General features: G+C 35.4%; 13 protein-coding genes and 1 tRNA gene. 12 read left to right on the top strand and 2 right to left on the bottom strand.

Annotated features, from left to right (window positions below):
- Positions 1-5 precede the first annotated feature (5 nt).
- Positions 6-860 (bottom strand): efflux RND transporter periplasmic adaptor subunit, encoded by an 855-nt coding sequence (locus H626_RS0104245; RefSeq protein WP_027108230.1) that lies wholly within the window; start codon positions 858-860, stop codon positions 6-8.
- Positions 861-1,126: 266 nt separating this feature from the next.
- Here H626_RS0104245 and H626_RS0104240 point away from each other — a divergent pair, with 266 nt between their 5' ends.
- The 12 genes from H626_RS0104240 to H626_RS10630 all read left to right on the top strand — a co-directional run bounded on the left by H626_RS0104240 (position 1,127) and on the right by H626_RS10630 (position 12,479).
- A complete protein-coding gene (locus H626_RS0104240) occupies positions 1,127-1,843 on the top strand; it encodes a metallophosphoesterase family protein (RefSeq protein WP_027108229.1) in 717 nt (238 codons plus the stop codon).
- Between the two features lie 23 nt (positions 1,844-1,866).
- Positions 1,867-2,694 (top strand): metallophosphoesterase, encoded by an 828-nt coding sequence (locus H626_RS0104235; protein WP_035618629.1) that lies wholly within the window; start codon positions 1,867-1,869, stop codon positions 2,692-2,694.
- A gap of 106 nt (positions 2,695-2,800) precedes the next feature.
- Positions 2,801-4,990, top strand: coding sequence for a Tex family protein (locus tag H626_RS0104230; protein WP_035618587.1), 2,190 nt, complete (start codon positions 2,801-2,803; stop codon positions 4,988-4,990).
- Positions 4,983-5,426, top strand: coding sequence for a SprT family protein (locus H626_RS0104225; protein WP_156883239.1), 444 nt, complete (start codon positions 4,983-4,985; stop codon positions 5,424-5,426). Before H626_RS0104230 ends, H626_RS0104225 begins: the two co-directional genes overlap by 8 nt.
- Before the next feature lie 124 nt (positions 5,427-5,550).
- Positions 5,551-5,635 (top strand) — tRNA-Leu (locus H626_RS0104220).
- Between the two features lie 311 nt (positions 5,636-5,946).
- Positions 5,947-6,858 carry an LLM class flavin-dependent oxidoreductase gene (locus tag H626_RS0104215; protein WP_027108225.1) on the top strand — a complete coding sequence of 304 codons (912 nt, stop codon included), beginning with the start codon at positions 5,947-5,949 and terminating at the stop codon, positions 6,856-6,858.
- 47 nt (positions 6,859-6,905) lie between these two features.
- A complete protein-coding gene (mgrA, locus tag H626_RS0104210; RefSeq protein ID WP_027108224.1) occupies positions 6,906-7,898 on the top strand; it encodes an L-glyceraldehyde 3-phosphate reductase in 993 nt (330 codons plus the stop codon).
- Between the two features lies 1 nt (position 7,899).
- Complete coding sequence (gloA2, locus tag H626_RS0104205) at positions 7,900-8,292, top strand: SMU1112c/YaeR family gloxylase I-like metalloprotein (RefSeq protein ID WP_035618584.1); 393 nt, start codon at positions 7,900-7,902, stop codon at positions 8,290-8,292.
- 117 nt (positions 8,293-8,409) lie between these two features.
- Positions 8,410-9,303 carry an ROK family protein gene (locus H626_RS0104200; RefSeq protein ID WP_027108222.1) on the top strand — a complete coding sequence of 298 codons (894 nt, stop codon included), beginning with the start codon at positions 8,410-8,412 and terminating at the stop codon, positions 9,301-9,303.
- Positions 9,284-9,922 (top strand): SGNH/GDSL hydrolase family protein, encoded by a 639-nt coding sequence (locus H626_RS0104195; RefSeq protein WP_035618581.1) that lies wholly within the window; start codon positions 9,284-9,286, stop codon positions 9,920-9,922. The genes H626_RS0104200 and H626_RS0104195 overlap by 20 nt, the downstream gene beginning before the upstream one ends.
- 371 nt (positions 9,923-10,293) lie before the next feature.
- On the top strand, positions 10,294-11,571 hold the full coding sequence (locus H626_RS0104190) for an alkaline phosphatase family protein (protein ID WP_027108220.1): 1,278 nt from the start codon (positions 10,294-10,296) through the stop codon (positions 11,569-11,571).
- A gap of 518 nt (positions 11,572-12,089) precedes the next feature.
- Positions 12,090-12,479: a YrhK family protein gene (locus H626_RS10630; protein WP_051237803.1), complete on the top strand. Its 390-nt coding sequence runs from the start codon at positions 12,090-12,092 to the stop codon at positions 12,477-12,479.
- On the opposite strand, the gene H626_RS11275 is transcribed toward H626_RS10630, so the two are convergent.
- Positions 12,423-12,704 carry a transposase gene (locus H626_RS11275; protein ID WP_084140159.1) on the bottom strand — a complete coding sequence of 94 codons (282 nt, stop codon included), beginning with the start codon at positions 12,702-12,704 and terminating at the stop codon, positions 12,423-12,425. The genes H626_RS10630 and H626_RS11275 overlap by 57 nt on opposite strands.
- Position 12,705: the final 1 nt, after the last annotated feature.

Here is a 12,705-nt window from a genome sequence, read left to right as displayed (position 1 = left end):
CTTTCTTATTCGGTTATAACAGCTGAGCCGTCTTCAATGGACTCAGTAGGTGAAAGGATCACTTCATCATTTTCTTCTAAGCCATCAACAATTTCAATGCCACTAGGTGATTGGATACCAATAGACAGTTCAACTTTTTTTGCAGTTTCATTTTCTACTACAAAAGCATAAGGGCGATTTTCATCGTCATAAAGCAGTGCTTCAATTGGGAGAATAAGCACGTCTTCAGCAGAATTTACTAGTATATCAACATCTATATCGAACCCTGCAACTATTTCTTCAGGTGTTTCATCAAAAACAATGCGGGTAGCTAATGTACTCGAAGTACCAAGCTGTGATTGTGTTTGTGTAGCGACTGGAGCAACAAAGTCTACGGTCCCAGTATATTCACTGTTTCCATATGTCAATGCAACTTCTTGACCTTCTTTGACTAACGCACTGTCAGATTTTGATAATGAAAGAGCGACCTCTAGGTCTTCTAAATTACTTAAGACTAGAGAGGGAGTACCTTTTTGTGCACTTGAATCGATTGTTTCTTCAGTGATATTTAATTCAACGATCGTACCGGCAAAAGCGGCTTCGTGAGTGGTTCCATCCATATAAGAAACGAGTAAATCTCCTTCTTCGACAGTGTCTCCCACTTCAACAGGTAATTCAGATACAAGGCCTTGTCCAACTATTTCTTGTTTTTCGCTGGGTTCGATCGTACCTGTCGCAGAAACCATTTCTGAAATAGACCCCCGTTCAATTGGTGCAGTACGAACTGTAGGAGTTTCATCTGTAGTTCCTCCTGCCCAGATGTTATAACCAATAAAGCCCACAACGGCAAGTGCTACTAATATACCTATCCATTTTTTCATATTGTTCATTCCTTTCTTAGTATGTACACTCTTATTCAAATCTAATGGAAAAAATAATCCTTTCTAGAATAAGTTTCAGACTTTTCTAAAAGAGTAAATATGTCTTCCTAGAGAGTACGTGTCTATCTCTTAATTATAACTTTTATAGAAAGAAGTAGCTAGTCCGTTATCTATCTTCATACAAAAAACACAAAATCTTCAAAAACAGGATATATTTTACCCATCGCAATTTTACGCGTATAATTGGGTAAAAGGATGGGATGAAAATGAAAAATGAATTTTTTGTTGTCGGTGATATTCATGGAGAAATCACTCTAGTAAAAAAATTGTTAGAACATTGGAACTCTCAAACGCAACAGTTACTGTTCTTAGGTGATTTAGGTGATCGTGGAGAAAATCCCAAAGAATGTTTTGAATTAGTTCAAAATTTAGTTCAAACTGAAGGGGCAATTTGTCTAAAAGGAAATCATGAGGATATGCTGATAAACTATTTGGAAAATCCTGAGAGACACTATGCAAATTATTTGTTGAATGGTGGAATAAAAACAATTCAAACTTTTTTAGCTGGGAAAGAAATGGATAAAGCAGATGATAATCCAGAAGGATGGGCTAAAAGTATCAAAGCGTATTATCCTAAACTCTTACCATTCTTAAAAGAACTTCCTCTATATTATGAATGGGGAAACTATCTTTTTGTTCACGCAGGAGTCAATCTGATGAAGTCAAACTGGCAAGATTCTGATGAACAAGATTTTGTTTGGATCAGAGAAGGTTTTTTTGATCAACCTAATAATACAGATAAGATTATTGTATTTGGTCATACGGTTACTTCGATGCTTCATAAGAATCGAAAGGATACTTCTATTTGGGATTCTGGAGACGGGAAAATCGGATTAGACGGTGGAGCGGTATATGGAGGCACACTACATGGGGTAGTGTTTGACAAGGAGGGAATGAAGGAACATTTTTCTATTCCAAAATAGTAATGTTAGAAAGGGATTATGACATGACAGCTATAGGTATCATATCTGATTTGCATATCGATCGAAATCAAAAAGCTCTCAAAAAAGGAGAAACTTACGATCGATTACTCAGCCAAATCATTTTAGAGAAGCAGGTAGAATTTTTATTGATAGCTGGAGATGTCTCGAACCAGTATGAAATGACTCAAGATTTCCTTGAAAAAGTTCAGAAGTTGTCAGGTATCCCTATTTACTTTGTTCCAGGGAATCATGATTATTGGGTAATGAAAGAATCGAGCAAATCAACACGAATGATCCATCAATTCTATTCTCAGCAACAAGAGTCATTAATAGGCAATCCCCGGATTTTAAATGATGAATGGGCACTTGTTGGGAATCCTGGGTGGTACGATTATGGATTTGCTGATGATGAAAAGTTCTCAGAAAAGGACTTTCAAAAAAAGCAATATAAATTTGCTTCATGGAATGATCGTCACCATGTGGACTGGGAGCAAAACGATAGGAAAGTCAGTTCAGATATGCTCATTCAATTGAAGAAAGATCTGCACTCGGTAAAAGACAAAAAAATAATTTTGATGACTCACGTAGCCACGCATTCAGAATTTGTCATGCCTCTTCCACACCGGTTGTATGATTATGCCAATGCATTTCTAGGCGCCAAAGAATATGAAGGTTTATATACTGAGTTTCGCTCCATTCAGTATAGTATCATGGGACACGTCCATTTTAGAAAAACTTTTCGCGATAAAGGTGTAACTTATATAGCAGCCTGTCTAGGATTGCAACGGCATTGGGAATTGAAAGATGCAAAAAAGCAGATAGAAAATACACTCGTAGTGATTTCACTCTAAAAGAATAGGTCAATGTTAGCTCATCTCTTTAGATTCTGTTAAACTAAAGAGGTGAGTTTTAAAATGTATAGAGTTATATTTCAAAATTGTAATGGAGATGAATAGTGTGGAAAGTCAAATTGAATACAAAACATTAAATCTTTTAAATGAAGAGATGGAGTCTTTTTCAAAAAAACAGATTGAGACAGTTTTAGATTTATTATTAACAGGGAATACAGTTCCTTTTATAGCTCGTTACCGTAAAGAAGTTACAGGTTCTCTTGACGAAGTTCAAATCAGAGAAATCGAAGAGCGGTATCATTATCTATCCCAATTGGAAAAAAGAAAAGAAGATGTACTAGCAAATATCGAAGAACAAGGGAAGCTTACAGAACAATTGGCTAAAAAAATTAAAGATGCTACCAAAATGCAGAGAGTGGAAGATCTTTACAGGCCATATAAGCAAAAGAGGAGAACAAAGGCAACAATTGCTAAAGAAAAAGGATTAGAACCTTTAGCGAATTGGATTCTATCTTTTCCCAAAGGAAATATTGAACTAGAAGCAAATAAATATATCGATGTAGAAAAGGAGTTACTAACAACTGGTGAAGTTTTAGCAGGTGTCCATGAAATTGTTGCTGAGTTCGTTTCCGATAAACCTGAATATCGTGAATGGATACGTACATTCACTGAGAAGACTGGACAATTTGCTGCAACTGTCAAATCGGAAGAAGATGACGAAAAGAAAGTTTATGAAATGTATTATTCTTATAGTGAACCGATACGCTCAATTGTGTCGCATCGAATACTTGCCTTAAATCGGGGCGAAAAAGAGGGGATTCTCTCTTTGTCGATTGAAGTAGATGAAGAAAAAATTCATTCCTTTATCTTTCAAAATGAAGTATCCAATTCAACTAATGATGAAGCAACCATGCTTGTGAAAGAAGCCATACGGGACAGTTATAAGCGTTTTATTGGACCAGCAATTGAAAGAGAAATACGGTCTACGCTTACTGAAAAAGCAGAAGATCATGCCATTCAATTATTTGGAGATAATTTAAGAAATCTTCTGTTACAGTCCCCATTAAAAAACAAAACAATACTTGGATTTGATCCGGCTTATCGCACAGGATGTAAATTAGCAGTAATAGATGCAATCGGTAAATTTCAAGATGTTTCTTTGATTTACCCGCATCCGCCTGCACCTACTTCCAAACGTGCATCCGCAAAAGAAGACTTACAGAAACTATTGCGTAAACATCAAGTGGATATTGTGGCCATTGGGAATGGTACTGCTAGTAGGGAATCCGAATCATTCGTAGCAGATGCATTAAAAGATATGGATGAGAAAATAGCTTACGTGATTGTAAATGAAGCCGGGGCTTCGGTGTACTCTGCTAGCCCAGAAGCACGTCGGGAATTCCCAGATTTACAGGTTGAAGAAAGAAGTGCTATCAGTATTGCTCGGAGATTGCAAGATCCCTTGGCAGAATTAGTGAAAATCGATCCGAAATCAATTGGTGTAGGACAATACCAACACGATGTTTCTCAAAAGAAGTTAACTGATCAGCTTGATTTTGTTATTGAAACAGTGGTCAACCAGGTGGGGGTCAATGTAAATACTGCTAGTTCAGCCCTATTACAACATATATCTGGATTAAACAAGACTACTGCACAAAATATAGTATTGTATAGAGAAGAAAACGGCTCTTTCGAAAAAAGAACGGAATTAAAAAAAGTAGCACGGTTGGGACCCAAAGCATATGAGCAGTCAATTGGTTTTCTGAGAATCCCTGGCGGAAAAAATCCGCTTGATAATACGGGTATTCATCCAGAAACATATAAGGAAACTGAAAAGATATTAAAAATGGCTAAGGTAAATAAAAATGAGTTAGGCACTGAGGAAGCTAGAGAAAAATTGTTGTCACTTTATCTTAATGAATTAGAAAAAGAGCTAGAAATAGGGACGGAAACAATTAAAGATAGCGTAAGTGCACTGATAAAACCGGGGAGAGATATGCGGGAAGATATGCCGGCCCCCTTACTGAGGACAGATGTATTAACGATGGGAGACCTGAAAACGGGAATGCAACTGGAAGGGACGGTTCGAAACGTAGTAGATTTTGGGGCTTTCGTTGATGTAGGTGTAAAACAAGACGGACTCGTTCATATTTCCAAATTAAGCCAATCATTTATCAAGCATCCAAGTAAGGTAGTTTCTGTGGGAGATATTGTAACAGTTTGGGTGGATTCAGTCGATTTACACAAAGGTAGGATCGCATTGACACGAATAAATCCTAATGAAAATCATGGATGATCGAGAATTACAAAATTTGGTCGAATTCACTTCTATTCATTATTTTAAAAAAGAATTTTTGCATGAAGCTTTTTTTAATAAGCGTTTGCGAACAACCGGGGGAAGATACCATTTACATTCACATGATCTAGATTTCAATCCCCTCGTTTATGATATATATGGATTAAATGAGCTTATTAAAGTGATTAAACATGAACTTTGTCATTATCACTTGCATTTGGAGGGAAAAGGTTATCTACACCGTGATGTTGACTTCAAAAAACTTTTGATACAAACGGGTGGTTCGAGGCATGTCCCGTCTTTAGTTAAGAGAGAGGGAAAGTACCGGTATCAATGTCAAGATTGTGGATCGACTTATGAGAGACTGCGAAAAATGAATGTTCAAAAATATGTTTGTGGAAAGTGTAGTGGAGAATTGAAGTTGCAGATTAAATAATATGGACCTATTCCAATTAGTTAGCGAGATGACTGATTGGAATAGGCTCTTTATCTGGTTTTGAGAGTCAGAAAAAGCTTTACAAGTGAAAGTGGAATTGATACAATAAATTTTGTGATGATCAGCGGTCGTGGCGGAATGGTAGACGCGCTAGCTTGAGGGGCTAGTGGGGAAATATCCCCGTGGAGGTTCAAGTCCTCTCGGCCGCATAATGAATAGTGAAAAAGCAGTTTGGACCCAAGAGTCCAAACTGCTTTTTTGATTATAATTGGATGTAAATATTTCAGGGTCATTGAAGTTCTCACTAAATGGTTTATTTTATTTTTAATGTAAAATGGGTAGTTTTTTTAGAAATCCATGGAAAAACAGATGATCAATAGTATACTTAACAAAACAAAAAGAAGTTTATACGTCATTTTGTATTTTAAAAGAAAATAATAATGAAAGTCTAATTTTTGTAGTGTATAATTATAAATGTAGGCGTTTTACTAATCGCTACTGCAAAGGGGGAGAGATAATTTTGAAATTTGGTATATTAGATTATTTGCCAAACACAAAATGGTTATCCAATAGAAAGCTGTTAGATAATCGCATTGAAACAGCCAAATTAGCAGAAAAATATGGATTTAATAGATATTGGTTTTCTGATCAAAAAAGAAATACGTTACTGGTTGGGCGAACACCAGAACTTATATTGTCGCACTTGGTAAAACATACAAGGCATATTCAATTGGGGACTCCAGCGGTATTGTATCCTTTCTATGATGCAGAGAAAATAAATGAATCCTATTCTATTTTAGGTCAAGTTTATGATGGTCGATTTAATTTAGGGTACGCTCAAGCACCACAGGATTTGATTTTCTGGTCGATGCAATTGAATGAAGAAAATTTGGTTAAATCTGGATTTGAAAATGAAGTCAAAAAAATAAAACAAACAAAATTTATGCCGGAAATATTTATCATGGGTTCCACTATGGAAAGTGCTCAAATTGCTGGAGAAAAAGGTGTTGGATTTGTTTACACATTCCATATGCAACCACAAGAGGTTTTAGAAATAATTAAACATTACCGAACGGTTTTTAAAAACTATCATCCAAACAAAAATTCTTTAGTATTGTTCACCTGTTTTGTTATTGTAGAGGATTCGCATGAAAAAGCGGAAGATGAATGGGCAAGTTTTCTTAAGTGGTATGCAGCTACTTCACTTCCAAACCCTGAAGAAATTTTAGACATTAGTGAATATGGTGATACATCTATAGATGAAACGTTGGTTGATGAAAAAAGTGTGAGAGGAACACCACTAGAGGTATTAAATCAATTAAAAGAGCTAGAAGAAAAATACAAAGTTGATGAATTTCTGCTAATTTTGAATATCCACGAACCTCAGAAATCAAATCGAGGATTGATCACTATTGGACAACTTATGGATTAAATTAGTAAAAAACTTAAACTTTGAACTATCTTAAAGGAGGAAATCAAATGGTTTACCAAGCATCAACTGACCGTTATGATAAAATGATTTACAATCGAGTGGGAAATAGCGGGTTGAAATTACCAGCACTATCGTTAGGAATGTGGCATAATTTTGGCCACGTGGACTTATTTGAAAAAAGTCAAAAAGTAGTTAGACGGGCATTCGATTTGGGGATAACTCATTTTGATTTAGCCAATAATTATGGTCCACCTGCAGGAAGTGCTGAAGAAAACTTCGGGAAAATTCTAAAAAAAGATTTTTTGCCTTACCGTGATGAAATGATTATTTCTTCTAAAGCTGGATTTTATATGTGGGAAGGCCCTTACGGAGATTATGGTTCAAAAAAATCTTTGACCGCTAGTCTTGATCAAAGTTTAAATCGAATGGGGTTAGATTATGTTGATATTTTTTATCATCATAGACCAGATCCAGATACAAATTTGGAAGAGACCGCTCAAGCATTAGACCTCTTTGTTCGTCAGGGAAAAGCCCTGTATGTAGGTGTATCAAACTATAATGCGGAACAGACAGAGGAAATCATCAAACTATTTAATGACATGAAGACACCTTTTGTTATTCATCAACCGAGCTATAGTATGTATAATCGTTGGGTAGAAGATGGATTGACGGATGTATTAAATAAATATCAGAAAGGTGCTATAGCGTATAGTCCTTTAGCTCAAGGAATGTTGACAGACCGTTATTTAGGTGGAGTAGATGAAGATTCACGTGCAGCTAGAGAATCAAGTGCATTTTTAACTGTAGAAGATGTTAATAAACAATTAGATAAAACGAGAAAATTAAATGAAATTGCTAAAGAACGAAATCAGTCTCTTGCACAAATGGCTATAGCTTGGCTATTACGTGATGGAAATATGACTAGTGTATTGATTGGCGTAAGTAAAATCAGTCAGTTAGAAGATAATGTCGAGGCATTAAAAAATATTCAATTTAGTCAGACTGAATTGAATAAAATCGAAAAGATTTTAGCTAGTTGATATGACAACAGCTTTGTTTGATGAAATTCATCATGTTGCCATTATCGCTTCAAATTATCAAAAATCTAAAAATTTTTATGTAAACAAATTGGGTTTTCCTATTATACATGAAGTGTATAGAGAAGAAAAAAAATCGTTTAAGTTAGACTTGAAGGTGGGAAATCAGGCTATCGAATTATTCTCTTTTATCGATCCACCTAAAAGGGTTACCGACCCAGAGGCAACTGGATTAAGGCATTTATGTTTTAAAGTCAAAGATTTGAAAGCTACAATTGCTAAATTAAACTCACTGAATATAGATGTGGAGCCAATTCGTGTAGATCCTTATACATCTAAGCGATTTACTTTTTTTCAAGATCCAGATTTTCTACCTATAGAAATATATGAAAGCTAGTTCGAATTATAGATACATTACTATTTGTCAAAAGAGGATTGAGGGGGATATCATACCTCAACCCTCTTTTGTTTAAAGTATGTAGTTATTTAAACTATGAAAACAAGGAGTAAAAAAATGGCGATTTTAGCATTTGATATTGGAGGAACTTCGGTAAAATTTGGTATTTGGGAAAAAGATAGATTAGTTAAAAAAGGTAACTTCAGAACACCTAAAACATGGAACAACATGAAACGTGAATTTTTAGAAATAAAAGACAAGCTTGCAATAGATTATCCCATTGAAGGTGTTGCCATAAGTTCTCCAGGTGCAGTCAATCAAAAAGAAAAAGTGATTGAAGGAGTAAGTGCCGTACCTTTTTTACATCAATTTCCAATTTATGATGAATTAGAAGAAATTTTTGAGGCTCCTGTTGCAATCGAAAATGATGCTAACAGCGCTGCTTTGGCTGAAGTCTGGAAAGGAGCAGCTAAAGGATTACAAAATGTTCTATTCATTGTTATCGGTACTGGAATTGGCGGTTCCGTAATCGTAAATGGAGAAGTACAACACGGTAAGCATCTCTTTGGTGGGGAGTTTGGCTTCACGCTGATCAACGGAACAAAAACCTTTAGTGAATTGGGCACTGCTGTAGGGATGGCTAAAAGATATAACAAGCAAAAAGGGACGACTCTAACAGGGGAGGAAGTTTTTAAACAGGCTGAAGCAGGTGATGAAATTGCCCAGAAAGAAGTAGATACTTTTTACAATTCTTTAGCGATAGGAATTTATAATCTACAATATAGTTTTGATCCTGAATTGATTTTGCTCGGTGGTGGAGTATCGAACAAACCTGATTTATTAGATCAGTTAGATGGTTATCTAGAAAAAATTATAAAGAAAGTAAAAATAGCTCCTTTTAAACCAGAAGTTGCTTTGTGTCAGTACAGAAATGATGCGAATTTGATAGGAGCAGTGTACAATTTTTTCCAGCAAAAAGGAGAGAAAGTCGATGAAACTAAAGAGAAATGATCGGATTTTATTTATTGGTGATAGCGTAACGGAAGCTGGGCGCAATATTTCTGATGATTTAGATTTAGGAAAAGGATACCCTTTATTAGTTGGCAGTGAGTTATTTAGAAAGTATCCAGATTATCATTTTTCTTTTATTAATAGAGGTGTCGGGGGGAACAAAATTAGAGACTTGGTCGATCGATGGGAAGTAGATTGCTTGAATCTTAAACCCGATATCGTTTCTATTCTGATTGGAATCAATGACACCTGGCATAACATTGATTCAGATATTTTTGGGACAGAAGCAGAGTTTGAAAATTTCGAATCGGACTATCGTTTTTTATTGAAGCAAGTTTTGCAGCGAACAGATGCTAGAGTGATCCTCATCGACCCATTTGTGTTAGCCTACCCAAAAGATCGTTCAAGTTGGCGCAAAGATCTTGATCCACGCATTCAAATTGTTCGAAAAATGGCGAGAGAATACCAAACAGATTATATTCCGTTAGATGCTTTATTGAATAAAACCGGGCTTTCTTACGGATTTAAATTTCTTACTGGAGAGGATGGAGTTCATCCTACCTTAGCTGGTCACTCTTTTATTGCTCAAGAATGGTTAAACAACTGTAACTTAAATTAAAAACTATTGTAATTTGTCAAATTCATGGTATACTACTTGGTATGCGATGAGTTGACTCTTGTTCAGATGGTATTTTATCATTTCGTCTTCGGACGACAAGTGGACAAGATAGTTTTATGCAGGTCACAGTACTTTAGTACACAGCAGGATGCTGGTGAGGACGTAAGATCGCTGTGAACGATCCCGTCACATCTATTTTAGATGTTTGCAAAACAACAGACTTACTTTGAGATTGAGCCAGTATGACTGGTTTTTGTCTCAAGTAGGTCTGTTTTTTTTGTTTTACAAAAGAATAATAGATGAAAAATCATATTTCTTTATCTATTATTTGGTTCTATGGGATAATAAGGTAAAGTAAAATGGAGGATATTATGGGAAAACAAAAATTGTATATGATCTCACTAGATGCATTTGGGTCGAAAGATCTAGACTATGCAAAAACATTACCGAATTTTAACTATTTATTGAAAAAAAGTGCACTAGTTAAAAATGTCGAAACGGTTTATCCTTCTCTAACCTATATGTGTCATACGTCTATTTTGACGGGACTTTATCCACATAAGCATGGAATCACACACAATACAAAATTACAACCGAGTAAAAGCTCACCAGATTGGTTCTGGTATGCTCAAGATATTCAAAGTTCAACAATTTTTGATATCGCACACGAGAATGGATGGAATGTTGCCAGCTTTTTATGGCCAGTCACTGGAAAAAGTCGATCCATCGACTATAATCTAACGGAAATTTTTCCTAATCGTTCTTGGCAAAATCAAGTTATGGTCTCTCTTTACTCAGGAAGTCCTTTTTTTGTATATCAACTAGATAAAAAATTCGGAAAATTGAGAAATGGGATAATGCAACCGGAATTAGATGAATTTTTAACTGCGGGAATCATCGATACGATAAAAACTAAAAATCCCGATTTAATGGCTATACATTTTGTTGATTTAGATTACATGCGCCACCATCATGGTGTGGATTCTAAACAAGCCAAGGCAGCTATTCAGCGAATGGATCAGCATCTTGGACAAATTATACGTGCAATGAAACAACAAGGAATTTTTGATGAAACAATTTTAGCTATATTTGGTGATCATTATCAAATCGATACACACACGGCGATCCGATTAAATGTGTTGTTCAGACAAGAAGGCTGGATAGAAGTAGACAAAAATGGGCATGTAAAGAAATGGAAAGTTATAGCACAGCCCGCAGAAGGCTCGTGCTACATTTATAGTAATGGTGAGGTATCTGATCAATCGATTTTTGAGCTTTTACAACTGTATCCAGATTGCATCGAAGTCATTTATAACCAGGAGCAAGCAAATGCTCTCGGGGCTGATCCAGATTGCACTTTTTTAATTGAAGCCAAACGAGGTTTTTATTTTCTTCCTGAAAACAACAAACCATTCATGGAAACTGTCAAAGAGAAAAATTCATTGTATAAGGCCACTCATGGATATAGTCCAACAAAAGATAATTATGAAACATTTTTGATGATGAGTGGACCGACAATTAATACTGGAATGGTAATTGAACAAGCTCGTTTAGTTGATGAAGGTCCTACATTTCTACACGCATTAGGTCTAAGCTTCCCTACTTCAACAGATGGGAAAATACTGTTTGATTTATTTGAAAATCAATGAGAATTCCGTAATCAACATGAATTTTAAAAAGTGAGAGACTATTCTAGAGAAAAAGACTCTACCCATAGTGCTTACGTGCAAAAATATGGATGAATAGTGAAGCGGACTTCTTTTTCGTGAAGGGTTGTTTTTTTTATTGATGGGGCAGGAATAATCTCTTTAAGGCTAACTTTGGTAGGGACGGATGGAGTAATTCTTATCGGTTACTCAAGAGCAAGCAGGCTAATCATTCAAGGATTAGAAGAAAATAAGATGTATTTGCTGGATAGTCTAATCTATTTTCTCAGTTGTATTTCTGTCTTAATAACTACTTCTCTCTAGTAAATTTTTTTTCAGTCAAAGCTATTTAAGATGATGTTCAAGCTCAAAATCATTCTGGTTTTGGAAAATTAAATTCAAAAAAGGGTTACATTAATTTTTTGGGGCATTTTGTTTTCAATAAGTGGAACGCCATTGTTTTTGTGAAAGAATCACAAAAATAGATTGCTAAATTGAAAAAGGCATGAGGGGGAGTTGAAATGCCAAAAGTAGAAAAAAAGCCACATGAAGTAGGGCCGAGTGATGATGAAGATGTAATCATTAAAACAAGGGGAATAAAATTCTATTTTGAAAATTACTATTCGATTATTTCTTTGGTAAACGATATTTTGATTGGATTGATGTATTTTGTCGGAAGTTTGGGAAATTTATTAGGTGCTCCTGAAATATTTGGGCTGATTTTGTATATATTAGGCGCTTTTTTCTTATTGTTACGTCCGCTGATTCGAATTTTCCGTAAAATATGGTTCTATGTCAAATGGTGTTGGTCAGTATTTCCCGAGGTAGAAAACAGAACTGTTTTCTACCTTTTTTTATGCGCTTTTCATTGTTCGTTGCTTTTCTATTTCTTTTTCTTCTATAAACGTTAAAGGTCTACTTTCTTTATCTGTTTTCTCAGTTAATTTAAAGCTAATAAGAATACGTGCTCTTAAATGATTGAAATTACGGTAACCATAGCCACTTCGTTTGACTGTTTTTATCTTATTGTTAATGCCCTCTAAATGTCCGTTGGACAAGGTATATTTACAGGAGTTCTCTATTGAATCAAGGTATTTATTCAGGGTTTGGAACGTTGTTCTGATGTACCTCTTCACC

The organism is Lacticigenium naphthae DSM 19658, from assembly GCF_000425865.1.
Classification (GTDB): Bacteria; Bacillota; Bacilli; order Lactobacillales; family Carnobacteriaceae_A; genus Lacticigenium; species Lacticigenium naphthae.
Note: the sequence above shows the minus strand (reverse complement) of the source record. Positions and strands in the feature narration are given on the sequence as shown.

Excerpts from the sequence above, each read along its gene's own strand:
- H626_RS0104245 (WP_027108230.1), bottom strand. The coding sequence starts at position 860 with ATGAAAAAATGGATAGGTATATTAGTAGCACTTGCCGTTGTGGGCTTT.
- H626_RS0104240 (WP_027108229.1), top strand. The coding sequence starts at position 1,127 with ATGAAAAATGAATTTTTTGTTGTCGGTGATATTCATGGAGAAATCACT.
- H626_RS0104235 (WP_035618629.1), top strand. The coding sequence starts at position 1,867 with ATGACAGCTATAGGTATCATATCTGATTTGCATATCGATCGAAATCAA.
- H626_RS0104225 (WP_156883239.1), top strand. The coding sequence starts at position 4,983 with ATGGATGATCGAGAATTACAAAATTTGGTCGAATTCACTTCTATTCAT.
- mgrA (WP_027108224.1), top strand. The coding sequence starts at position 6,906 with ATGGTTTACCAAGCATCAACTGACCGTTATGATAAAATGATTTACAAT.
- gloA2 (WP_035618584.1), top strand. The coding sequence starts at position 7,900 with ATGACAACAGCTTTGTTTGATGAAATTCATCATGTTGCCATTATCGCT.
- H626_RS0104200 (WP_027108222.1), top strand. The coding sequence starts at position 8,410 with ATGGCGATTTTAGCATTTGATATTGGAGGAACTTCGGTAAAATTTGGT.
- H626_RS0104195 (WP_035618581.1), top strand. The coding sequence starts at position 9,284 with ATGAAACTAAAGAGAAATGATCGGATTTTATTTATTGGTGATAGCGTA.
- H626_RS0104190 (WP_027108220.1), top strand. The coding sequence starts at position 10,294 with ATGGGAAAACAAAAATTGTATATGATCTCACTAGATGCATTTGGGTCG.
- H626_RS10630 (WP_051237803.1), top strand. The coding sequence starts at position 12,090 with ATGCCAAAAGTAGAAAAAAAGCCACATGAAGTAGGGCCGAGTGATGAT.